Source organism: Scytonema hofmannii PCC 7110 (genome assembly GCF_000346485.2).
In the GTDB taxonomy this organism is placed as follows: domain Bacteria; phylum Cyanobacteriota; class Cyanobacteriia; order Cyanobacteriales; family Nostocaceae; genus Scytonema; species Scytonema hofmannii.
In genome coordinates this window covers 8,884,158-8,908,954 of sequence record NZ_KQ976354.1, presented here as the reverse complement: position 1 = coordinate 8,908,954, position 24,797 = coordinate 8,884,158, and the positions used below count along the sequence as shown (strand labels likewise).

Here is a 24,797-nt window from a genome sequence, read left to right as displayed (position 1 = left end):
GTTGTTCATATAAATCAGAAAAAAATTTAGAAGTTATTCTTCTTTTTCATCTAAGACCAAACCTGGAAACATTTTGGCAATGATATCCCCTAGTGTATATTCAACAATTTTTCCAGAGCGTGTCTCCTCAATACTTAAATAAGCAATGTGAGAGCGGTCAACTCTCATCCCAACACGATATTTTGCGTTAGGGGAGTAATTGGGTAAATCAATCATGTCTTGCAGAGAGTTTTGATGTTTTTTACCTTTAGATCGCAGCTGTACCCACAGAGTAATAGCAATGCGTTTCTCAACGGGTGTAACTTCTTCAGAATAAAAATTCGATTCTACTAGACTATCTAGACTAGAACCTCCCTGAATGAGAGTAATTTCGAGTTTTTCCCGTTCTCCGGTGTGAATCTTGATTGTTTCTAAAACAATACCAATAGTGTGGATATATTTCTCTATAGGGTCTACTAAACCGTTAGCAATAAGACAAGCGCCATAGGAGATGGCATAAGCACTGTTAGTAATATTAAATGTTTTATCTATGCGGGGATCGTTTTTATTCATTCCTATAGTATCTGTAATGGCTTTTTGTACAAGAAGAAATTGACAAAATCCCCCTACCATAAAAACGCGATCGATATCTAAATCAATTGTCTCTATATAGGCTTTTACTTCTGTTATAACTTTTTCAATACCCTGAGCAATCGGGGTAAATGCTTCATTGACTTCTGCTAAAGTAACTGCGTATCCATTGAATTTATAAATTTCATCGCCTGCTTTGTCATCTGGGGCATTTAGATAATTAGTTAGATTTCTAGTAGCTTTGCTATGACTGCTAATTTTGACGCTTTCAAATTCCTTCAATAAGCTAATAAATTCTTGGCTATTTTCATCTAATGGTGTATCATGCTTTTTAGTGTAAGCTTGCTGAACAATACGGCGATCGAAAGCGACACCAGCTGATTCTAGTCCTTTATCACCTTGCCCATCAAAGTAGAGCACTTCAACTTTATTGTCTCCGTAAATACGGCATAGGCTTACATCAAATGTACCACCTCCCATATCACAAACGAGCAAGTTACCACTAAAAGATTCGGTATTATCTTCCTTTGCACGCCGTTGCATTTCCCAAGCATAATAAGCGGCGGCAGCAACAGGTTCGCTGACTAGCTGGATGAGTTGTTTTTCTAGTTCTAAATTTTTTTGAATTAATTGTTGCAGGCGCTGCCGACCTAAATTATAAATATCGCGCTGCCAAATTTCTGGAACCGAGACGACAAGACTAGTAATCCCGCCTTTTTCACGGCTAAAACTGAAGGGGTTTTCATGAGAGATCAGCAGTTCGCGCAAGTAATCAATAGTCACACTGATAGGAGTCCGCTTGAGTGAAAAGTGTTGGGAAAACTCAGATTCTGGCAGCGGTAACCGCATCTTAAAATTACCATAGGTTTCAACAGACTTGTCATGAGCAGCACTAGTGCGAGCTGAACTGCCTATTTCAGTATAACCGTCTGAATGGTAGGCAATGAAGGAGGCGATGTACTTAGGTCCATCTGGTGCGGGATAGGGAAACGCTTCCAGTTCTCCATTGGGGGTCAGATAGGAGATGATGGAGTTAGTCGTACCGAAATCTAAACCGATTTTGTCGCTAGGCATAATGAAATATTGTGAAGTAATTGATTTTGATGATAGTCTTATACTGAACCTATATAAATAAGGTTATATTCTAGGAAACACAAATTTCAAGAGCCTGTTTTCAAACTACTCATAACGCCATCTGGTGGTTTTTAGCTCTCCCTTAATTCTGTTACAAAGAGGGAATTTCAAGTATCTATATCCCATCTTTTCTTGAGGGGTAAGAGGAGGGGTGAGAGAAGTTTTGGTAAGTTAGTTTCTAAAAGCTGAAAATCATGGAGCATTCGCTCCAGTTGTTTCTTATATTTCTCAATCTGTGATTGTGCTCGTTCGAGCAAGAATTGCAGTTGGGAATTTTCTTTTTGTAACTGTTGTATTTGCTGCTGTGATTGCGCCCATATCTGCCTTGCCCAAGCTAATTTCGCTTGTTCTTTCTCTAAGAACTCTTCTGGCAATTGTCCAGAGAACGTCAGAGGGTACGGAGTCAAATCCCAGCCGCAGGTAGAACACGATATTTCTACTTCTTCAATGTATTTAGTATGACAAACTGGACACTGTATCATTGCAAATTCTCCTTAATTCAGCAAGGCATTTGTTGTGCTTGTGCAATTTTTAGTAACTACCAGATTTGTTGGGAGCGCTGGGTTCATCAACTCTTGCATCTGTGATGATTTCGGACTAAACTGATTATTCTGGTACTGTGAAGACAAGAGCTTTTTCAAAAACGCGATCGCCCACAAGATATCCTGGATAAATCGTCAACAAAATCTTTCCACCTTCTTCACAACCTAACATAGCCTCATGCCTGTCGGATTTAAATAGGGTACTTTCTTTCTCTATCCAAAGGACACCAGGAGGGTCGACGCTAGCAATTTTCTTCACCAACTCAAGACCTTGTCTGACTAAATTCTCAGTGTCAATGCGAATTTGTTCTGGAATGTCCGTTTCTTCTGGCATTTTCAATTCATTATACACAGATTGGCTGATCTCTTTCACAGCTGTCGTAAACTCCTCCTGATTCCAAGAACGCTTGCTAGTACCAGCACTGCTACCTTCCCTAAGCAATTTCATACCTTGCTTGATTAAGTTTTCAAGTTCATTGTTAATTTCTTCGGGAATATCGGCATTTTCTGCTATTCCTGAAATACTGCGAAATGATTTGCTAACAACTTTCAAAACATTTTTCACTGTTTCATCTGGAAAATCGCTAGTTACTATAAACAGTTTCAGCCCATTGATGATAATTTGCTTTGATAGAATTGACTTAATTGTGGCAATTTCCAGTTTGCGATTTGCTTTTAAAGCCGGGTCTTGTTCGCAGCAATACCGAAATATTTCGTTGCTAAATGCATTAAATTCTTGGTCTCTTATTTGTCTAAATTTCTGATATAATATATGATGTTGAGGGCTATCATCTCCATTTATGGAAATACTATATGTAGTGTTTTTGTCTCTGTTTTTTGCTGCCATGTCGCTCAGCATTCGGCTTCTTTCGCTTAACATTTGCTCCCGCTCGTTTTTAAGAGTATCTCGTTCTTGCTTGAGAGACAAAATTTCATTTTGAATTGCAGTATTATGTCTTTTGAGAATTTCATTTTCCTGAATTAAACGCTCCTTATCTCTACATAAATTTGTATTCTCCTGTAAAATTTGAGAGTTGTATTGGCACTGTTGCTTATATTGTTCCTGATAAAATTTAGCTTTTTCTTGGAATTTTTGAGCATCATTTTCTAAATAAACTGCTTTCTCTTTCAGGCTTTTGTTTGCTTGAATAAGGCAAGAGTAATTTTCTAATGAAGAATCTATCTTATTGAGAAAATTGGCTACAGTTTCAATATCTGACAATATAGGTCTGCCATATTTCAGATCTTCTAGCCATCTTAGAACATTTTTAATGTATGAACGTAGATTTAAAATTCTTGTATTTTCCATTTGTAATTGATTCCCAAGTCCAATTTGAATTTGTAAATGTTTAAAGTTTTCTTGAATTGAGTTAAATCTATCTTGAATTGATTGAAATATTTTTTCAACTTTACTATTTACTAATAATTCAGATAACAAATGTTCAGATTGTTGTAGTAATAAATCAGATTTGTGTTGAGGTGATTCACTTACTTCACTTTCCACATTCGGAAAAATTTCTTCTGTCTCGGTTTCAATCCTGTCAATATCTCCGATTGGCAAGTTTAATACTGTCTTCTGTTGTATAGGTTCTTCCGGAGTCTGTTGGTTTTCCACATTAAACTCCTAATATTTCTGGGGAATAAGTTGATGAAAATCGCAGTGTAGTATCATACTTTTTTCCTGATGTTTTATCTTTTGCTTCCACTTGTATTTCCGTCTTGCCAAAATACATTGTTACTTCAACTTCTCGATTAAAACCTCCTGTAATATCTTGTATTTCAAGATTCAAATCTCCAATTTTTTCAACTCCATCTTCATCTACATAGCGAACTTCCCGCTTTTTGGTTGCATAAAACTCAAGCTGGAATTTTGTTTGATTTTGTTGCGTAGGTAAGAATTTGTGCGTAACTATTTTATTGACTCCTACACTATCTCCAGCTAATACAAAAATGCTGAAACGATCTTTACAATACCAACCTCCACCATTAACATCCATTGAATAAAATTTTTTATTTTTTGGATCTTTCTCAGGATTAAATAATGCTCTGGATTTACAACCATATGTTAGGCGGCTGCACCTAGTGCGAATTATCTCAGGATTTAGTCCACAAAATACAGATCCTTGTACAATAGCCTCACCTGGTTCTGAAGGCATAACGATTTTGTGAACTTTTTTACTAAATTTTTCCTGAATTTTCTCTCGTAGTACAGGAGATTTGGAAAATCCTCCTACAAGGTAAATTAAATCGCATCCTCGACTACCCAGTTTTGCGAACTCTTCTTCTACTTTTTGAACTAAACCATTCAGTGTAGGGATGAAGATAGCATTCATCTTCTTACGGTCAAGAAGAATGTAACTATCTTCTCCATCTTGTTCATCAGATAAACTTTTCAGAACATTGGGGTAGTCTTTATCTAATTTTTTAAAAAGTTTCGGTCTAATGGGAAAATAAATATCACCACTTTTCTCTGGGTCAAAATCACACTTAGTCCGTTCCCAATCTGCCATCATTTCTAGATAATCTACAGGTTCTTCATCATGGAAACGTTCAATAACTTCAGCAGTCAGTTTTTTTTCTAAATAGTCTTGAAAACTGCGGTCTACATACATTGAACCATAGGCACCACCCGTTCCTTCAGCAACTTCTTGCAGCCCCTTCCCTGGTAAAACTTCATGCGCTGTGATATCAACTGTACCACCCCCACAGTCAACTACCATAAAACGAGTTCCAGGCTCTAGCTGCAATTTTTCTCGTTCTTGTAAATAAATAGCAGCAGCTTCTGGCTCTAAAACCAGCAACAAACGTTCCGCTTCCGCCTCTGAATAACCAATTAATTCAGCTTTTTGTGCGGCATACCGCATCAATTGTTTGTCCGCATCTGTCCAGATGGCTGGTATGGTTAAGCACCATCGAATTTCATTCTCGTGTAAGATTCCAGAGGTTGCAGCTTTAATTTCTTTTAGAGCAAGGTCTTTTAGTTGTGTGAGGTAATCTGTGATTAAATCAATTACAGCAAATTTTTTTCCATTATTTGTGGTTAACACAGGTCCATTTGCTGTTCTTTCTCCCCCCTCTCGCAACTGCATTTTAAAGTTTTGAAAAAAGTTGTATTTATCAGCAGCTTTGTCTCTTCGTAGTTGTGCTAGTCTTTTCTTAGCATTAAAACCCCAAGCCTCTACTTTGTCATCCGGCGAATATAAAAGATGAGTTAGGGTTTTAGGACAAGGTGCAGGTGCGCCTGACCAATCATTTTTTCCAAAAATTTTTGTATCTCCAGTAAAAGCATAAGCATAACCAGAACGCGAGGTACCAAAGTCGATTCCAATAACTACATTAATAGATTGATTATCAAGCGTCATATAATGAGGGGCCTCCATCACTTATAATGCCTTTGAATTTTAATTCACGGCGGACTTCTAAAAGAGCATCAACCTGAGTTATAAGATTATATTCCCCAATTTCTGCCACACGCTCTGCTAGATAATCTTTGAGATTTTCTATCTCAATATTTTGGTTATCTAATGCTGACTGTATAGACTTTAGAAAAGAGAATGTGTGAACTGACAGTTTTCTGTATTGAAGCACATCACTAATCTCGGCTTTTGCAGTAGACTTATCAGGTGTGAAAGCTAGCCCTTGAGCTAATTCTAAAATTAGGTTAGGAATCCAGCTAGTTAACACTTTTCTAGACATCTGTTTCCAACGTGTTTCCATATTCTCTAATCTTTCTTCTACGTTAGAGAATAAAATATTGACATCCGATGAAGAACCTTCTTTTGCTAACTGTTGGAGTTTTGATAACACAAAGTCCAGCTGCGCTTGCAATTGCGATCGCACTGATTGAAATTGCTCTTTTTCTGATTTGACTTGTTCTAATTGTGATTCAAGTGTTGAGACTTGTTTGTGAATGGACTGCAGTTGGGATTGAAGTTGTAATATCTGAAGTTGGAGTTGAAATCGCTCTTGTTGACGCTTTTCTAAGGATTGTGTTAGCGCTGCTTCCGGAATAGCTTGCCTCCATACTTGTTTTGCCCAAGTCAGTTTGGCTTGTTCTTTTCGCAGGAATTCATCTGGTAGTTGAAATGTTATTGGATAAGGTATTAAATCCCAACCGCAGGTAGGACAAGAATCTACTTGTTCCTCAGATAATTCTGTCTGGCAAACTGGACAATGAGTCATAGCTCATAAACCTCACTTCCTGTAGGAATATCGTCTACACCAAACGTCCTCATCGCCTGTCCGCTCAGATTTTCTCTTATTATCCGGGTTTTCAGTCGCTTTAGCATTGTTTCGTAAAAATTCCGCACATCACGACCATTGCCAAAATTCCGCCCTCTATTACGATACATACTATTAAAAATAGCTTCTAAGCGAACTTGAACATCATTAGGGCAAATCCACCCATCCCTCTGAGACATATTCAGGAAAATTTGATAGAGTTCATGTCCGTTATAGTCAAGAAATTCTATATTGTAGGCAACACGCGAAGCGATTCCAGAGTTAGCCTCAATAAATTGTTCCATTTCTCGGGAATAACCAGCGAGGATGACGACCAAGCGATCGCGGTAATTCTCCATCATGGGAACTAAAGTATCAATTGCTTCCCGTCCAAAATCGTTATTAGACTCACTGCGAGAGAGTGCGTATGCTTCATCAATAAATAACACTCCATCTAAAGCTGATTCGATCGCCTTACCTGTTTTCAGTGCTGTTTGTCCTACATATCCTGCTACTAGCTTCCTGCGAGCTACTTCTATAAATTGCCCCTTCCGTAACAACCCCAACGCTTTGAAAATTTGCCCTACTAACCGTGCTACAGTCGTTTTACCAGTACCGGGATTTCCAGTAAATAGCATATGTCGCGTTTCCGTTTTATCCGGGAGCATTCCAGCTTCTCTCAGGCGTTGATTGGCTAACTGACTATCGATAATTTCCCGGATCGCCTGTTTGACGGAGTACAAACCTACCATGCTGTCTAATTCCTGCATTAGCTGCTTTAGAGTCTCTTCATCTTTTTTGCCTTGTTGCTGATACTCCAGAGGTAAATCTATAATCTGGAATGGTTCGCGTACAAGGTCAAGTTTTTGCTCAATGACTCGCGGACTTCGTAATTCATTCATCGTGTTAAAAATATTCTCGACCAACCCTGCATTTCCAAAGTTCTCGTCGCGCCTTTGATACAAAGCAGTAAACAAATTTCTTAAAGCTTCTTCCAACTCAGGTGTCATTGAACACTGCACCTGCGAAACTTTTTGCCGGAAAATTTTTAGTAACTCTTCTGGAGTATAATCATCAAAGAAAATTTCCGTGGGAAAGCGCCTTTCCAAACCCGGATTAGAATTGATAAATTCCTTCATTCGCTCTGGATATCCTGCTACAATCACCGCAAGCCGATGGCGCTCATCTTCCATGCGCTTCAGTAGGGTGTTGATGGCTTCTTGACCAAAATCATTGTCTCCACCTTGATTTAAGGTGTATGCTTCATCAATGAATAACACTCCGTCAAGAGCTTCATCAATAATTTCATTGGTGCGGATAGCTGTTTGTCCTACATACCCGGCTACTAAGTCTCGTCCCGCCACCTCTAGCACGTGACCTCGGCGTAATAATCCTAAATCTCGGTAGATTTCACCTATTAGTCTAGAAACAGTAGTTTTACCAGTACCAGAATTGCCTTTAAATACCATGTGCAAACGAGGAGGTTCGGTCGTTAATCCCTGACGCGCCCGTTCTCGCTCAACTTCGAGCGATCGCATTCGTCGCCGAATCGTCTGTTTTACCGAGTCAAGACCAATCATCTGCTCTAGGCGTTCCAAAGCAGATTGAGTGCTAATATTTCCAGAAAGCCAACCTAACCTTCGCGCTTCTGTTTGGGATATCTCGCGGGCTTCTTGAAAGCGATCGTACCAGTGCTTGAGCGAACAATTTTCTGCTGCTATCCAAACAGACAATTTCTCTACTGTTGCCCATTCTACAGCTTTGCGGTATTTTAGTCGCGAATAGTCGATGAATGCTCTTATTTCCCTAGCATCTGGAGAACTTAGGCGATGAAAGTTAAACCCGCGATGAGTCGAGCGATCCCGGTTTATCGCTAGATTTGCCAAAAAAGTGAACCCAACCCGTTCACAAAACTCTTGCAATTGAGTACTATTTTCATGGTGAAAAACCAAAATACACAAGTTATTATTAGGGGGTAAGCGTGACCAGTCTACCATGCGCCCAAATAATTCTCGACGATTATCAAAATTCGCCAAGTCTTCAGCGTTAGAGAAAATGATGGCAGATTTTTGGGTGATATCCTGCATGACGGTTTCTAAGATCGGCAGGATTTGAATATCTTGCAATCGTCTTGCGGGGAAAGTTGGTGCTGTGGGTGCTGGTGCTGGTGGGATTGTTGTCTGAGGTGATTTTTTACCCAGCAACCGACGCCCACGTCCTAAAGGACCAGGCGTTACCTGCATCTGTTCTGTTGGTGTGGAAGGAGGGGAAGTTTTGGGTTGCAGAAGACAGCCATCGCGCGATCGCTCATCTAGAAAATACAGCTTTTGGACACCAGAGTAAAATAAAATTCTTTGATAGCCTGAGTTCTGTAGATAGGTGTGTAAAACTTGTTCAATATTTTGCAGCAGTAAATCTGCAGTGCAAAAAGTGTCGCTAGTGTTCGCTCCGTAGAGGACAAGGAAGCGATCGCCTGATTGTAAATTTAATCCTGATGTCACTCTTTCAATAGTCATTTAAAATATAGGTTATAGTTTTTTAGATAGATAATTCCCAAATCTTGATAGTCTGATCCTCAGAGCCACTAGCTATAGTCCAACCATCGCGACTAACATCAACGCTATTGATTGGTCTACTATGTCCAGTTAAGGTATGAAGTAATTCTCCTGTCTTCAAATGCCAGATTTTAATGGTGTTATTGGTACTCCCGCTAACAATAGTTTGACCATCTTGGCTAATAGCAACGGAACAAACAGTACCAGAATTTTCTGTGAGATTATGAATCACTTCTCCAGCATTCAGATTCCAGATTTTAATCGTTTTGTCATCACTCCCACTGACAATAGTTTGACCATCCGGACTGAAGGCGACAGACTTAACAGCATTTGAATGCCCTTCAAGAGTTTTTATGACTTCTCCAGTTTCCAAATTCCGAATTTTAATCGTTTTATCATCACTACCACTAGCGAGAGTTTGACCATTTGGGCTAATGGCAACACAGCGAACTTGGGCTGAGTGCCCAGTAAATTCACGAAGTTTTTCTTCAGTTCGCCGATTCCAAACTTTAACCATGTTGTCAGCACCACCACTAACAATGGTTTCATTATCTGAGCTAATTGCTACAGACCAAACTATGCCTGAATGCCCAGTAAGGGTACTATGCAATCGTCCACTGTTCAAATCCCAAATTTTAATTTGCCTATCATCAGCAGCACTGACAAGTATTTGACCATCTGCGCTTATAGTGATTGCTCTAACGGAACCTGAATGTCCGATGAGAGTGTGAATCAACTTCCTTTCATCATGCAGATTCCAAATTTTGATTGCACCGACTCCATCACCACTCGCAAGAATTTTATCGTCAAAACTTATACAAACAGAGAGAACCTGGCTTGCATTGGGAACCGTGTGTAGACAAGAAAACAGTTGATACGGCTTTTGTTCATTGATAGCCCGTTGTGCTTTAGCTACAGAACTTTGCTTTAACAATGTATAAGCGACTCGCTTCACCTGATCGGATGAATTTGATAACCCTTGAATTAACAAATCAAAACCATCACCACTAGCTTCTGATGCCTCAAGCTGTTTTTTGACTTCTTCAAGTTGGTCTTTTAATTGTTGAACTTGTTCCTGAGATTCAGCTAACTGAACCTGCAATTGCTCTTGCTTTTCTCGTGATTGCTGCAATGCCTGCAGTTCTGGTGATTGTGCAGTTGATAGGTATGGTATCGACGAAACCTGCGACTGGCGTATCTGTTTTACCTCAGAAGATAATTCACGAAGCTGATGTTGGATGTAAGAGCGCTCTTGAGTCTCCAAACGCAACTGGGTTTCCATTTCTAAGATTTTTGATAGGAACTTCCACCACACGCCTTGAGCCCAAGTCAATTTAGTCTGCTCCTTCTGTCGAAACTCTTCTGGTATTTGAAATGTTTGTGGGTACGGCTTGAGATCCCATCCACAGATAGAGCAGAAATAATTTTTTTTTTCAACGTATTCAGTTTGGCAAACTGGACACTTAACCACATCTAACTCCTTTATACACTAATAAATTTCTGAGTTTGATTTTGCCTTCTAAAAACCTTATGTTCCTTGCTCAGTTATGTTCTGTGGACACATACTCGCATTTGTTGAAGAACAAACGTATATCCCCAAAATTGTGTTTAGCCCTAGCCTAAAAGTTGAGGATTAATGACCAGATTGCGATCGCCCTTGTTCCTGTTTAATTTGACGCTGTTTGACTTCCTCCATAATTTGATATTCAGCCCTTGGTTGCTCATTGCACTCTATTGAGCCACTTCCTTGGACTCCCTCCTGTTGCAAAGCGTCAAAGATAGCTTTGGCATTTTGTTGGGTAGCCGGCTCATCGACTATTGTGGAACTGAAAGTATTAATAGAAATCGAGTTGTCTCTAAACTCTTTCTCTGGACTAATAACTGTTACCACCTCATCCCCAGCAATATTTTTTACTTTCACTACATAAGCGTTGCGCTGGTCATCGCCTTCGTAAACGGCGTCTGTGTTTGCATTGACTAGAGTATACCCCATAGAAGAAAGCACTTCCACCACTTTGTCAGCGATTTCTGCGCGTAATTGCGAACTTAATATCGCCAACTTTGCCTGTTCTACAATGTCTCCCAAAGAGGGTTGTAAAGCAGTTATTTTTTCGCCGATTTCCTTTACCTGTTCAGTGGTAAGGGTAGATTCTCCGATTGTTAATTGTGACTCTAACTGATGCAGTTGCTGCTCGTACCTAGTCAAACGACCATTCACCCAGTAATCTACTTCTAATTTAAACTTTTGAGCTTCATCACCTTGACCAATTTCGACTTCACATTCTCGGTTAGCTTGTACTTCTGTAATTAAGCTTCTTAAATCTTCCAAAGCCGCGTTGTAGAGTAATAGCCATTCTTGCTCTTTTTGTTCCAATTCTAAGCGCAAGTCTGCCAACTCTAAGTAGGTTTGTTGGGTGGTAGCAATTGCCGCCTCAGTCACACCCGCTTCTATATTACTAAGAGCCAACTCCAGTCCACGCCGCAGATCGTCAAGACGCCCTGGTGCAAACCGCTGATGTTGGTAATTTTGATTAATTTGTTTCCAAATTTCTTCTACGTCAGAGAGTAAATCTCGAGCAATTTTGGCTTTTCGCTGTCTTTCCTGCTTGATGTCCGTGACAACTTGATTGATTTGTTGTTGTAGAATTTTCTGCCCTTGCTCACGAGCTTGTCGTTCTTCCACAATGATCTGTGTAAATTTTTGATCTTGCTGAGCAATTAACCGGGTGTACTCCTGGCGTTGCTGTTGGGTAATTCGCAAATGCTCTGTGCGTTGCTGCTCAAGTCCTTGCCGTATGGCAGATTCTAAGCGAGTTGTTTCGTCTTGTAGCGCTTGTTGCTGACGATACTCCACTTCCCGCAACCCTGTTTGAAATTCTTGCCGCTGTTGCTGCAAGCGTTTTTGAGTATTTATTTCTAAATCCCTAAGGCTACTTTGCAATCTTTGAGTTTGTTGTTCCTGTTGTTGATCCCGTTGCTCCAGAGGTGCGAGGCGCTGCTGAAATTCTCGTCGTGCTCGCTCTCTCACAGCATTCAATCGCTCTGGCAAATCCTGCTGCAAAGAACGCAAGCGGCTGTCTTGCTCTCGCAACCGTCGCCATTCTTGTTCTTCAACGCTAACATACCGTCGCTTTTCACCGCTCATATCTTTCTCCAATATGACTTGGTATAACTTCTAGCTATGAATTTGTTAGTTATTTGCTTTATTTTTACTTCTTTACAAATCTACACTAGATTGATAATAAATTTCGGAAATTTGTTTCCATATCCTAACGTTAAATATCAGGAGCATCCAGTTTTGCCAGAAATACTGGCTCTTCCGTAGGTGTTATGCTGAACTTTCAACTAAAATAAACTAAAATTTAGGGCTTGTCTTTAAAATTAGGGCTTTCAGGCAGTTATGGCTTAACTCTTTAAGAGGCATATGCCTTAGTTGCGGTTTTTATTGTTGCGTACTTTCCCTCCTGATTGCACTTTAAATCTTACGTGTTTCCCAGTAGTGATTTCGGCGATTGTGCTGACATCCCTACCAGATTTTTCAGAAGGCAGAAGGCAGAGGGCAGAGGGCAGCTATGATCCCACACTTAAAAGTGTGGGATTGAAGCAAGGACGCCGTTTTTCCTCGCGCTACGCGATCTCGAAAAACATCTTTTTTTTAGTAGACTTTAAACCCACAACTAAAGTTTTTTTTAGAGGGCAGGAGACAGAATGCCTTCTGCCTTCTGCCTTTCTTTGTAAGCATTTATGATGGCAGTCTCATTCCCTCGAAAATCTTCCAAAGACATTCCATCGACACGTTGCTGAATAGCCGCGATCGCTTGCACAATATCTAGAATCCGAAATTGCCACTTTCTAGAAGGCACGAATTACATCCTCAAGGACTGGTTCTCTAAAGTTTTCTCGCAGACCATCTAATGTACCCAGATCTACAGGATAGCCTAATAAATCTTCTAAATAAAGTCGCACTTCAATAAACTCAAATAATCCTATAGGACAATTAAATTCAACCAAAAAATCAATATCACTGCCAGACTTAGCTTCATCCCGTGCTACTGAACCAAATAAATCCAGCGATTTTACACCCATTGCCTGCAACTGCTCTCGATGTGCGGCAATAATTTCTAAAACTCGATCTCGCTTCATTTTCTTTTTTTAAGACAATCTAATTGTAATTATACAAGCGAGAAAAGCACAACACGTCATACTAAATCTCCGTCTTGTACCCCCTTAATAATTTAGTCCGAGCAGGCGGACTTCGTTTGTATAGCCGCGATTTCAATCGCCTGGGCTAAGAGGAGCTATTGCGGTATCAAATATATATTGGTGAGCATTGCCCACCCTACGCCTTGCTAATATAGCTGTCTGAGATTAATTGTTTTTTCAGATGTTAATCATTTACCTTGTTGACGTGTGAGAATAACCGTTTGATCAAATTTCTCTGCCAAAATTTGCTGATAAACTGCTTCCTAGCCGTCTACCATGCTTTTAACACTAAAGTTTTGATCGACATGAGCGCAACAATCACGGCGATTGATATTTCCCAAACGTGCGATCGCATTTATAAAATCTTCAACACTATTGCATAAAAAGCCTGTTTTTCCATCTAAACTAACTCGGTACCACCATGGAGGCGGTACTCTTTCCCACAATGGAGCAAGTTGGACGCTCCGCATATTATCTCCTGAAATATCCGCAATCAAATTGAGAAAATTAGCAAAAGCTTTTCATCCTTAGCACCAGTTACTTCAACAACCAGGCTTCGTATAGATTCAAAGATTAATTTTTAATTAAAATTTAGGTAAGCGTTCAGGGGGTAGAAGGGCGATTGCCTCCGGCACGCTTCGCGAACGCCAACTTGGGGAGAATTGGGAGCAGTTGGGCAGAGGTATGAGGGCAAGGAATTGAGTGAGAAAGAACGAACGGTTCTGTTTGCGAACGCCAACTTGGGGAGAATTGGGAGCAGTTGGGCAGAGGTATGAGGGCAAGGAATTGAGTGGGAAAGAACGAACGGTTCTGTTTGCGATCGCCAACTTGGGGAGAATTGGGAGCAGTTGGACAGAGGTATGAGGGCAAGGAATTGAGTGAGAAAGAACGAACGGTTCTGTTTGCGAACGCCAACTTGGGGAGAATTGGGAGCAGTTGGACAGAGGTATGAGGGGTCAGGAAGCGCGTGGGAAAGGACTAACCCTAATTGTGTGAATGGCTCCCATCAGGAACACCAACGCTAAAAGCGTGAGTGCTCGGGCAAGGAAAATTGGGATGATTTGGGACGTTGCCTACCACGCTGAATACGTTGGTCTAATCAACAGAATGTGGCTGACACAGGGACTACGTCCGCACTGTCTACACGGTTCATCTAATTGGTTATGGTCAACATCCCTTGAGTGCTTATCCTTGCCAAGGAAGTTACTTTAGGTAACTCGGTTGAGAAAATCTGGCTCCTCGTCACAACAGATGACTTGTGGAAGTAAACAAGGAGTATCTTTGAGTTCGCGTGCAGAGGCAACAGCTTGTGTCATAAACTCCAAAACATTACGACGTTGAGACTTGAGGGTAGTAACCACAGTCATCATTCGCGCAAAAAAAGTACTACCCGCCTGTGTTTGGGAACCAAAACTGGTACGTCGCCATATGACCGCCGGACGAATTGCTCTCTCAGCCGCATTATTAGTCGGTTCCACTCCGTCTGTCGTTAGAAAAAGCCACATCGCAGATTCAACCTTAAGTAGTTGACGACAGGTGCGAACTGTTTTTGCCAGAGGGGTGTTTTCCTGAGATGTAATTTGGTAATCTGCCGCTTCAAGTAATAGTGCTTTGATTTTGCTACTGGCAACCATTCAAAGAACTGGACACTCTTCGCCGTCAAATGGATCAAGTGTTTGACGAGTTAAGCGCACAAACTGGCGATCCCTCCACCACTGCTTGGAGTCCGGCTGTTGAATTGATTGATGCAGGTGATAATCTGATTTTCAGAGCACAACTTCCCGGTATTTCCACACAAGATTTGGATGTACAGGTAACGCGTGATGCTATTTCTCTGAGTGGAGAACGTAAGTACTTGCACGATAGCAATAATGTCAATTCTTTGCACTCTGAATTCCGCTATGGCAAATTTCAAAGAGTTCTTAATTTGCCATTTCCCGTACAGAATGAAAAAGTTCAAGCTGATTATCGTGATGGTATTCTAACTCTTACCTTGCCCAAAGTTGAATCAGTCCGCAATCGTGTTGTCAAGATTAACTTGGGAGAATTGTCTGCCTCTGGTGAGAGTAAAACATTAAACACTAGCTCAACAACAGCCGAGTAAGGAATTGACCAGAAAAAGATGAAGGATAAAGGATAAAAACTTGTCCAAAATTCTTCATAGAAAAAATTAGGGTGGGCACTCCCCACCCTACAAAAATTGGTAATTTTAGATTGTCAAAAGTGTAGTCCGCGTAGGCGGACTTCGTTTGTATAGCCGCGAATTCTATTCGCCAGGTATTTAGATACTCAATTGAGATGCTCGCGTTTGATTTTTTTCTTGCCAACCTAATTAATCTTTATTCCCGTCTTTCTCAATGCTTTCACGCAGATCGAGAAATTGCTTTCCAGAATCTGTAATCATCACAAACTCTGAAAGATTATTACCTTCATAGGGAATATCGCGGATTCTTTCTACCTCAACATAACCTATATCGCGCAGGTGATAAAGTTCTCTTTCTAAACGCTCGGTCATTTTATACTGACCAAATTTACCTGCATCAATCTTCTTAAGAGTTTCGTACATTGATTTAGGTAGTGATAACAAAACAAACTTATCAGTTCTTGACTTAGTCGTAGTGATTTTCTTACCAAGTGTACTGAGTTTTGCATCTATCTTACCTCGATCAAAAGTGAGTGAAATAACTTCATCTAGACGAGGAATTAAAAATAATAGTATCGCGATAATAACGATCGCTATGAGCAGTTGTATAGAAGCTTGCCCAGAAAGCAACATCATGAGCAAGACGGCTTCAAGAAAAGCAATACATGTAAACGCTGCCCACCATTTTGTTGAGTAATCTTGAGTCACATTTCTCTCCTCATAGGTTAGTAGTTATTGGTTATTGGTTAGTGGTTAGTGGTTAGTGGTTAGTGGTTTTTTGACTACTAACAACTAACTACTAACAACTAACAACTAACTACTAACAGGCTCATAAGCTTAACATGATTAAATCTTTTTTCAGTTAATCGCGAACATTTCTATTTTGAGGCACAATAGAAAGCATTACAAAAACCACAGTATACGGGAAAGCCTCATGCCAACAACAGCACCATCTGCCAATTTGCCAATTTTGGAAGAATTAAGAGCAGGATTACCAAATATTTGTGGTTGGGAGTCGGAAATTAGCTCAGTTGTTCAACAGAATGAACCTGTATTTTTAAAGACTACAAATATCCGATTGGAAAATATCTCATCTGGATTTGCTTGCGCCCTTCATATGCACCAACCTACTCTCCCTGCGGGTGGTCATGGCGAACTTATCAGCAATCTCCAGTATATGTTTGAACACTCTCAAGAAGGAGATAACCATAATGCAGAACCTTTTGCTTGGTGCTACAAGCGCATGGGAGATTTTATCCCCCAATTGATTGCTGAAGGTTGCAATCCTCGGATTATGCTCGACTACTCGGGTAATTTGTTATGGGGATTGCGACAAATGGGAAGAGAGGATGTTCTCAACAATCTCAAGCGTATCACCTGTGACCCCCAATACCAGCCTTACGTGGAGTGGCTTGGAACAATGTGGAGCCATGCAGTTATTCCTTCTACGCCTATTCCCGATATTAAACTTCACATTCAAGCATGGCAACATCACTTTGCAGCCATTTTTGGCTATGATGCCTTAGCACGAGTGAAAGGTTTCTCTCCTCCAGAAATGCACTTGCCAAACCATCCAGATACGCTGTTTGAGTATATTAAAGCGTTGAAAGAGTGCGGATATCGCTGGTTGATGGTGCAAGAGCATTCCGTAGAGCGTTTGGATGGTTCGGGGCTAAACCATGATGATAAATATATTCCCAATCGTTTAGTTGCTCGTAATTCTCATGGCGAGACGATCGGTATCACTGCATTAATTAAAACCAAAGGTTCGGATACAAAATTAGTGGCGCAGATGCAGCCATATTTTGAAGCAAAAGGTAGAAATCAGCAGCCAATTGGAAATAGAACATTTCCCTCTTTAGTGACTCAAATTGCAGATGGGGAAAATGGAGGTGTCATGATGAATGAATATCCCCGCGACTTCTTGAGGGTGTATCACGAAATTCGCGATTCGGGAGGAAATCACTCAGGGATAGTTGCACTCAACGGAACTGAGTATTTAGAATTGATTGAAGCGAATGGTGCTAATCCAGATGATTATCCAACTTGTCAAGCCGTGCAACAACACAAAATTTGGCAGCGTGTCAATCCAGATAATGTGACGCCAGAAGCAGTAGAAAATGCGATCGCACTAGTTAAAGAAACAGACCATCAGTTCCATATGGATGGTGCATCTTGGACGAATCATTTAAGTTGGATTCAAGGCTACGAGAATGTTTTAGATCCGATGAAGAAGCTGAGTATTTTGTTTCATGAAAAATACGACTCCCTCGTACAACAAAATCCTTCATTGACTCAAAGTTCTGAGTATCAAAGAGCATTGCTGTACAACTTATTGTTACAGACAAGTTGTTTTCGTTACTGGGGACAAGGCACTTGGACTGACTATGCTGGCGAACTTTATCGCCGTGGTGAAGAATTGCTTAAATCTCAGTAGTGAAGATTTCTTGTGGTACGGGCGTCCTCGCCCGTACCACAAACACGAAAATGCTGTGGACTACTAGTATACTCAACATAAAAACCAATTTGCTTCAAGGTAATTACCTTGAAGCAATTGAGATGAATAAATCATTTTTGTCAGACGTTGTTAACTACTTCTTCTAACAGGAGGACGCTTCAGTTTCAGCCGAAGCAGTTTTTGCCAATCTTGAATGGCTTTGTCAGTCCACATCCAATCTTGACTCAATTCCTTAGGCTGGAAATGGGCTGAATCGTCTCTCAGAACTTTTTGGCGCAGTTTAATAGCTTCACTGAGATACTGCTGTCGTTTTGCAGGCGCTTCCTTGTATGCTGTTTTATACAATCCAAGCGCTAACCCAGCATAAGCTGTTAAAGCATCTTTAGGGATTGGTTTTACGTTCTTATCGTTGTCTGCAAGAGGAGTCGCAGACGTTTTTTGCTCTTTAACTGCGACATCTAACGCCTTAAACCAAGCATCATTAGCTCGAATAAGATTACCTTCAGCATAGTAAGCAAATCCTAAAGCGTTTTTATAAGTTAGCGAATTAGGGTCATCTTTAACGGCACTTTCCCAGAAACGCCGAGCATTATCTAAACTATACTTGCTGTCTCCCCGTCGGAGCGACTGCCATGCCAATCGCCCTTTAAGGAAGTTAACAAATGAGTCATTAGCTTTGTTTTGGGGAATAAGACTGAGAGCGTTTTCAGCATTAGAAAGTTCGTTACGATTGAGGAGTTCTTCCACAGCTTTAAGCCCCTCGTCTAAGTCACTTTTGCTTAACCTCTCGGTTGCATAGGTAGTTACAACCTCGACAGATTCCGTTTTAATATCAGGGGGAAGTGAAGGTTGGGAAGCAAATGGTGAGAGCAATGGAGTTTTTGACAACAAATTAAAACCCACAACCGCTACAAGCGCACTGGTAGCAGCGATACCAACTATACCCAACGGGTTACGTTTTTTCTGCCGTTTTAGCTGATTTTGTTGTGATGGAACGGTTGTTTCAGTTGATGGGGGAAGTTGTAAATGATCCCAATTGCCTTCCAATCTTAGGGGTGTTTCTGAGGACGCTTCATTAGAGGGGGGTAATTCGCGACGTCCTGCACCTGGTTGTCTGCCATATGCGGCGGCGGCTCTTACTTCTTCCCACATCCCAAGATCGCTTTCTAAGGATGCTATCTCTCCTGAAACTTCAGTATCATCAAAACGTTCTTCGCCAAAGTCTTGCACGAGTTCGGCTGTCATCGAGTCTTCGGACTCAGCCCTTTGGCGATCGATTTGGCGGAATAAGTCGGAAACTATGGCAGAGTCTTCTTCATAGCTTGGCTCATCATACTCAATCTCATCGGCAAGATCGTCCAGCCAGTCCAATTCTGAGGGTTCCCTTGCTAGGGGAGGCATGATTTCCTCAATTGGTAATGGCATATCGGCATCAGTTGCCGGATCTGGGTAAATTGAGGTTGTCGTCGTCGTTAAAGCGGTGGAATTGTACTCGTCAATTAACTCATCGTTGTGAATTGGATGCATTCCCGGACTGAGATAGCCGTTAAATTGTGGCTGAAGATACAGAATTGGTAATGCCCAGTACATTTGATGGGAACTGTAGGCTGCAATCAGCCCTTGGCGCATCCGACTGACGCACAAATCTACGGGATATCCCAGTAAGAGATTGCGGTAGAACAATTGTGTTAGTGTCAGCGCTACGTCGTCAGGTATGCGTTCTGACATTGCCAAAACACTTTTTATACCTCGCTTGACTAAGCTTTCTGTAAGATTTCGTTCGCCCGTATCTCCTGAAGGGTCGGTGGTAGCTGCGTATGTTCCCAGGCAGGAGTTAAACACTGCCATTTGTATGTGATTGTTAACGAGTAAGCCTGCTAGGTCATCGCCACTTAGGGTTTCTTTTAAGCCAGTTCTACCACTGACTAAGTAAATTTCTCCACCATTCGGACCTGGGTTGCTATGACCGGAGTAGTGTAGAACGTGGTATCTTCCTTGTTCTAGGGCTTGTGTTAACTCCTCTCGCCCCGGTTGCTCGAGCAAGTTCATTCGAATACGCGGAATGTCTCCATTAGCACTGCGGTGCAGTTCTGCTTGCAGTTTGATAGCTTCTTGCTTGAGTAAATCTAAGCGAACTAAGTCTGTAGGTGAAGCAATCACCATCAACACTTTGATACCGCGCTCTTCGTATGGTGGTACTGGCATACTTGTCGTAGGCAGACGAGAAGTACCGCCAGACGCATTTTGGTAGCGAGAAAATGCTATGTATAAACCAGTAGCTATGGGGCGATCGCCTGCATGCATGACTTCCCATGGCAGGCGAGCTAACCTGGTATCTTTTAATCCCAAGCGCAATCGCAGTACCTGTTGGTGGTTCTGGGCAATTCCTTGGGCGGTAATCCAGCTATCTCTGAGAGTGCCTTGAAACAGTGCGTTGTATAGTTGTTGACCCAATGCTACCAAGTTAATGGAATTTCTTGCGATCGCATCTCCTTGGAGCACTAATTTTAATGGGTCGTTCATCAAATGACCTGCAGCCGTCAACCAATCAGCTACAGGCCAAGTCACCAGTTCCTCTGCCAATGGCACCCCAGGCGCGACTTGTTCCGTCCGCACCAAGTAGTCATTTTGCCCTACTGGGGTTACGGAAATGTGAAATTCCTGGGTCACAACTTCTCCTGCTTGCCTCCTAAATCTGGTTTGGAACGCGAAAGTTTCAAGTCGATGTTTCGCTCTTTCTGTTACCTTAGATGCATCCCGCCACTGAATGTTTCTGATTCAGGTTGTTCTGCTTAACATAATCTAACCCACGAAAACTCATATCTCATAGAGCAGAATTCATACTGTATTCCGTGCAACTAGGAAATGGGTTTGGAGTAAGTGCAATGTTATCTAAGGTAACAGGGAGAGAAAATTCTTCCTTCGAGACCAAGACTACATTTCTATAGGCTAAGTAGTTTTGGCTCTTGAATTCAGAATTCTACCTCCTTTTTTAACTTTATCCGGATTTTATGAGTTCCGCCCAGAACATTCATAGTGGTAGATGCACCTTGATCGCGAGCTCCCATGAAGGTAATCAAAGCCTTTTGGGAGTTTTTCTGTGTTTTGTTGAAGAAGGCAGAAGTTAAGAAGGCATTTGGGCGGGGATTCAAACCCTACCCAATTTAAAGATGCCCTTTAGGTAAAACAGAAGGGAATACCTTAAAACTTTTTATTACCCTCTGCCCTCTGCCCTCTACCTTGCCCAAAGAGTTTAGTGGTTGATGCGATGGTTGATGCAACTTAGAGATTTGATGAAGGCAAGGTTACAATCTACGGATAGCTTTCCGTAGACATCCTAACAATTGGTTTACCCTAATAATTAACTCCCCTTACTAAAACCAACATCCTCATCGGGTTCTTTTGTGCTTTGCATACCGTATTATTCTCCAAATTTATAGATGTAGTTGATGCAGTGCATGAAAATGACTGCTGTTTCTCTTACAAGAGTGGTAGCGACCTGCAACGCTTTTTAAGGCTGTTCTTTAACGGTACATGAAAATACCGTATTGGTAATAGATGACTAGCATGAAATTCTAATTTCGCTTAATTCCACGCCAGTCAACAATTTTTACCTATTTTGGAAAAAAGGTTCCGGATCGGGTGGTTACCAATAGAACAGAGTAGTGGTAGATGCACCCTGATAACTGACTCCCCTGGATAGCTTTTTAGCTACTAGGGGTCTTTTTTTTAAGGAGACAAATAACTACCTTGATTTTCCTAACTTATCCGGATGCCCTGGTTATTCTAAGAACAGAGTAGTGGTAGATGCACCCTGATAACTGACTCCCCTGGATAGCTTTTTAGCTACTAGGGGTCTTTTTTTTAAGGAGACAAATAACACTTTATTTTCGGCGACTTGTCCGGATGCCCTGGTTATTCTAAGAACAGAGTAGTGGTAGATGCACCCTGATAACTGACTCCCCTGGATAGCTTTTTAGCTACTAGGGGTTCTTTTTTTAAGGAGACAAATAACACTTCGATTTTTCCTAACTTATCCGGATGCCCTGGTTATTCTAAGAACAGAGTAGTGGTAGATGCACCCTGATAACTGACTCCCCTGGATAGCTTTTTAGCTACTAGGGGTCTTTTTTTTAAGGAGACAAATAACACTTCGATTTTTCCTAACTTATCCGGATGCCCTGGTTATTCTAAGAACAGAGTAGTGGTAGATGCACCCTGATAACTGACTCCCCTGGATAGCTTTTTAGCTACTAGGGGTCTTTTTTTTAAGGAGACAAATAACACTTCGATTTTTCCTAACTTATCCGGATGCCCTGGTTATTCTAAGAACAGAGTAGTGGTAGATGCACCCTGATAACTGACTCCCTAGTGGACTTTCGGCTACTAGGGATTTTTTTGGAGATGCAAAAATACCCAAATTTTTTCTAACTTATCCGGATAACCCTGGTTAAGCCAAGAACAGAGTAAATGGTAGATGTACTGTTCATTAAAACATATCTCAAATTGGCACAAGGGACAGCCCCGTTCCGTCTTGTAACTAAGTAGCCAAAAATGAGGATTATTTTGAGTAATTTGGGGTAAATCGGACTTAACCGAACCCCAAATTTACGTTGTTGCTCATTTGAGCGCTCCCTTGCGGGGTATTGTTTGCCTCGACACTGCTTAAGAGCTTGTTAATAGGTTTTGGTGTTGCACTGTGTGACGCAGTCATGTTCCTTCCCCGACGCTTGAGACTGGCTAATCTCATTAAGTCATGACCCTTAAGTGGACGACTTGAAACAAGTTCAAGTTGAGTCATGGTGGAGCCAGTAACCGAATTGTTCCGAATTACTCTGGATTACTCCAGTTCACGTACTCCTCAGTATACTATTGCTAGGTTTTTCACCTAGTTCTAGAAACGCTTTTTGACGAACTGCCTTTTAACCCCGATCTCTGACTCCCCTGGTTTGCTATCAGCTTGTGGAGACACATATTATTTTTGACACAAAAACCAGCAAAATTACAAAAATTTTTTGTAAATTTTCCGGAATCTTCTGGTTAAGCTCAGAAGATAGTATCTTGGTTAGATTCATCATAATAACTCAATTTCTCAAATTTCTGACAAATAGCATAAAAATTTGGCTCTTCAGTACTTGTTATGCTAAAATAACAAGTACTGAAGAGGGAACAGGGAACAGGGAACGGGGAACAGTGAAGAAAGAAACGAAGTTTTCTGTTTGCCTTGCCTGATAACATTTTTGTAAATCTAACAGTTATGGTAAGGAAAAAAGGTATTAAAGCTTTAACGGAAATTCTGGATATAGAAGGGGTAAAAGTCATATCCCATCGGCTTCATGCTGGAATTGGACTTATACTACAAACCGAATCAATTTCTGATTATAGTATTTGCCTACGTTGTGGAACCGTAAGTCATAGATTACATCAAAATCATCGATACATAGTAAAAGACTTACCATTTGGAGAAAAACCAGTTTTTTTAGAAATAAACTTTTATACAATTCAAATGTGAGGTGTGTAAAAAACCTTTTAGTGAAGAATTAGATTTCGTAAGCCGAAAAAGGACATATACAAAAAGATTAGCTCAAAAAATAATACAAGACGTTTTAGAAAACGATATTCACAGTGTTGCATCCAAAGGAATTGTGACGACAGAAGAAATAGAAAGAATGTTAAAAGATGCATCTACAGGATTATCTTCATCAAAACATGACGGATTAAAAAGACTGGGAATTGACGAAATAGCTTTGGTGAAAGGTCATGGAAATTACTGTGCAGTCTTAACAGATTTGGATACATCTAAACCAATTACAATTTTACATGGGCGCACACAAGAAGTCATAAGAGAAATCTTAATTGAATGGGGGAATGATGTTTTAGATAAAATAGAAGAAGTGAGTATAGATTTATGGCAAGGTTATAAAAGTTTAGTGAAAGAATTAATGCCTCATGCACAAGTAGTGGCTGACAGATTTCATGTAATGGTACAGATAAACAAGGAACTAGATACACAAAGAAAGAGAGAAAAAAGTCAAATAGAATCAGTTATAAAAAAAGCGGAATCTCCTCAAGATAAAGCAGACAGTGAAAAAATTTTACAAGGACTTACAAAAAGTAAATATATTTTACTTAAGAATGAAGAAGATCTAAATCAAGTCCAACAAGAGAAATTAATTGAAGTCAAACAAGTTTCTCCTAGTCTAAAAATCATGCATGAATTAAAAGAGGAAATTCGACAAATTTTTGAAACAATAAGTAATTGGGAAGCCGGATTATTTAAACTAGGAACATGGTTATTTAAAGCGAAAAAACATTTTCCTAAGAGCTATAACACAATACTTCGTTGGCTAGATGAGATCGTTGCTTACTTTGATAATAGGACAACAAGCGGAGTTGTAGAAGGTATTAATAACAAACTCAAGCTCATCAAACGCGCTGCTTATGGTTTTAGAAATTTTGACAACTTTCGAATTCGGTGCCTATTAACTTGGCATTTCAATTGCTAACTAAACATTGATGAATTTTGATAATCTTGAGGGTTTTCATGGCAGAGATTAATGATTTTAAAGACTTAAAAATCTGGCAAAAAGGTATGGATATAGCCGAAAAGTGCTATTTTTTGACTAAACCTTTTCCCAAAGACGAGTTATATGGCATGGTACAACAAATTAGGAAATCCGCTGTCTCTATTCCAGCCAATATAGCCGAGGGATATGGAAGAAGATCGACACTTGAATACATTAGATTTCTGAATATTGCTCAAGGCTCGGTTAATGAATTAGAAACACACGTTATTCTATCGCATCGGGTAGGTCTATCTAAACAAGAAGATATAGAACCAATTATTTCTTTGCTACGAGAAGAGAGTCGAATGATTATTGCCCTCATTAAGAAGCTAGAATAACGCTCTCTTCCCTTTTTTCCTTTTTCCTTTTTCCTTTCTTCACTGTTCCCTGTTCCCTGTTCCCTGT

At 40.6% G+C, this 24,797-nt stretch carries 17 protein-coding genes and 2 pseudogenes; 5 read left to right on the top strand and 14 right to left on the bottom strand.

What is annotated here, in order from left to right:
- Nucleotides 1-33: 33 nt before the first annotated feature.
- The 11 genes from WA1_RS37670 to WA1_RS37625 all read right to left on the bottom strand — a co-directional run bounded on the left by WA1_RS37670 (nt 34) and on the right by WA1_RS37625 (nt 13,695).
- Nucleotides 34-1,644 (bottom strand): Hsp70 family protein, encoded by a 1,611-nt coding sequence (locus tag WA1_RS37670; protein ID WP_017749830.1) that lies wholly within the window; start codon nt 1,642-1,644, stop codon nt 34-36.
- A gap of 167 nt (nt 1,645-1,811) precedes the next feature.
- On the bottom strand, nt 1,812-2,186 hold the full coding sequence (locus WA1_RS37665) for a hypothetical protein (protein ID WP_017749831.1): 375 nt from the start codon (nt 2,184-2,186) through the stop codon (nt 1,812-1,814).
- 124 nt (nt 2,187-2,310) lie between these two features.
- The gene (locus WA1_RS37660; protein WP_017749832.1) at nt 2,311-3,861 is read right to left on the bottom strand and encodes a hypothetical protein; all 1,551 of its coding nucleotides are present in this window, start codon (nt 3,859-3,861) and stop codon (nt 2,311-2,313) included.
- A gap of 1 nt (nt 3,862) precedes the next feature.
- Nucleotides 3,863-5,608 (bottom strand): Hsp70 family protein, encoded by a 1,746-nt coding sequence (locus WA1_RS37655; protein ID WP_017749833.1) that lies wholly within the window; start codon nt 5,606-5,608, stop codon nt 3,863-3,865.
- Nucleotides 5,598-6,428: a TFIIB-type zinc ribbon-containing protein gene (locus WA1_RS37650; protein ID WP_017749834.1), complete on the bottom strand. Its 831-nt coding sequence runs from the start codon at nt 6,426-6,428 to the stop codon at nt 5,598-5,600. Before WA1_RS37650 ends, WA1_RS37655 begins: the two co-directional genes overlap by 11 nt.
- Nucleotides 6,425-8,983, bottom strand: a complete 2,559-nt coding sequence (locus tag WA1_RS37645; RefSeq protein ID WP_017749835.1) for an AAA family ATPase — start codon at nt 8,981-8,983, stop codon at nt 6,425-6,427. The genes WA1_RS37650 and WA1_RS37645 overlap by 4 nt, the downstream gene beginning before the upstream one ends.
- Before the next feature lie 22 nt (nt 8,984-9,005).
- Nucleotides 9,006-10,355, bottom strand: coding sequence for a WD40 repeat domain-containing protein (locus tag WA1_RS37640; protein WP_148662855.1), 1,350 nt, complete (start codon nt 10,353-10,355; stop codon nt 9,006-9,008).
- A gap of 300 nt (nt 10,356-10,655) precedes the next feature.
- A complete protein-coding gene (locus WA1_RS37635) occupies nt 10,656-12,167 on the bottom strand; it encodes a coiled-coil domain-containing protein (RefSeq protein ID WP_017749837.1) in 1,512 nt (503 codons plus the stop codon).
- A gap of 544 nt (nt 12,168-12,711) precedes the next feature.
- Nucleotides 12,712-12,885: a ribonuclease HepT family protein gene (locus WA1_RS57580; RefSeq protein ID WP_017749838.1), complete on the bottom strand. Its 174-nt coding sequence runs from the start codon at nt 12,883-12,885 to the stop codon at nt 12,712-12,714.
- Nucleotides 12,875-13,165 carry a nucleotidyltransferase family protein gene (locus WA1_RS37630; RefSeq protein ID WP_017749839.1) on the bottom strand — a complete coding sequence of 97 codons (291 nt, stop codon included), beginning with the start codon at nt 13,163-13,165 and terminating at the stop codon, nt 12,875-12,877. The genes WA1_RS57580 and WA1_RS37630 overlap by 11 nt, the downstream gene beginning before the upstream one ends.
- A 323-nt stretch (nt 13,166-13,488) precedes the next feature.
- Nucleotides 13,489-13,695 (bottom strand): hypothetical protein, encoded by a 207-nt coding sequence (locus tag WA1_RS37625; protein WP_017749840.1) that lies wholly within the window; start codon nt 13,693-13,695, stop codon nt 13,489-13,491.
- A gap of 232 nt (nt 13,696-13,927) precedes the next feature.
- On the opposite strand from WA1_RS37625, the gene WA1_RS57575 reads away from it, so the two are divergent.
- On the top strand, nt 13,928-14,089 hold the full coding sequence (locus WA1_RS57575; protein WP_158516744.1) for a hypothetical protein: 162 nt from the start codon (nt 13,928-13,930) through the stop codon (nt 14,087-14,089).
- Nucleotides 14,090-14,433: 344 nt separating this feature from the next.
- Here the strand turns inward: WA1_RS57575 and WA1_RS37620 are convergent.
- A pseudogene (locus WA1_RS37620) lies at nt 14,434-14,844 on the bottom strand (IS66 family transposase); the annotation flags it as partial.
- 44 nt (nt 14,845-14,888) lie between these two features.
- On the opposite strand from WA1_RS37620, the gene WA1_RS37615 reads away from it, so the two are divergent.
- A complete protein-coding gene (locus WA1_RS37615; RefSeq protein ID WP_017749842.1) occupies nt 14,889-15,329 on the top strand; it encodes an Hsp20/alpha crystallin family protein in 441 nt (146 codons plus the stop codon).
- Between the two features lie 228 nt (nt 15,330-15,557).
- On the opposite strand, the gene WA1_RS37610 is transcribed toward WA1_RS37615, so the two are convergent.
- A complete protein-coding gene (locus WA1_RS37610) occupies nt 15,558-16,076 on the bottom strand; it encodes a hypothetical protein (RefSeq protein ID WP_017749843.1) in 519 nt (172 codons plus the stop codon).
- Between the two features lie 226 nt (nt 16,077-16,302).
- Between WA1_RS37610 and WA1_RS37605 the strand changes: the two genes are divergently transcribed.
- Nucleotides 16,303-17,805 (top strand): hypothetical protein, encoded by a 1,503-nt coding sequence (locus WA1_RS37605; protein WP_017749844.1) that lies wholly within the window; start codon nt 16,303-16,305, stop codon nt 17,803-17,805.
- 150 nt (nt 17,806-17,955) lie between these two features.
- Here WA1_RS37605 and hetF read toward each other — a convergent pair whose 3' ends face one another.
- Nucleotides 17,956-20,496, bottom strand: coding sequence for a cell division protein HetF (hetF, locus tag WA1_RS37600; protein ID WP_017749845.1), 2,541 nt, complete (start codon nt 20,494-20,496; stop codon nt 17,956-17,958).
- Nucleotides 20,497-23,083: 2,587 nt separating this feature from the next.
- On the opposite strand from hetF, the pseudogene WA1_RS37595 reads away from it, so the two are divergent.
- Nucleotides 23,084-24,332 (top strand): annotated as a pseudogene (locus WA1_RS37595) (ISL3 family transposase).
- A 38-nt stretch (nt 24,333-24,370) separates the two neighbouring features.
- The gene (locus tag WA1_RS37590; protein ID WP_017750197.1) at nt 24,371-24,730 is read left to right on the top strand and encodes a four helix bundle protein; all 360 of its coding nucleotides are present in this window, start codon (nt 24,371-24,373) and stop codon (nt 24,728-24,730) included.
- Nucleotides 24,731-24,797 lie beyond the last annotated feature (67 nt).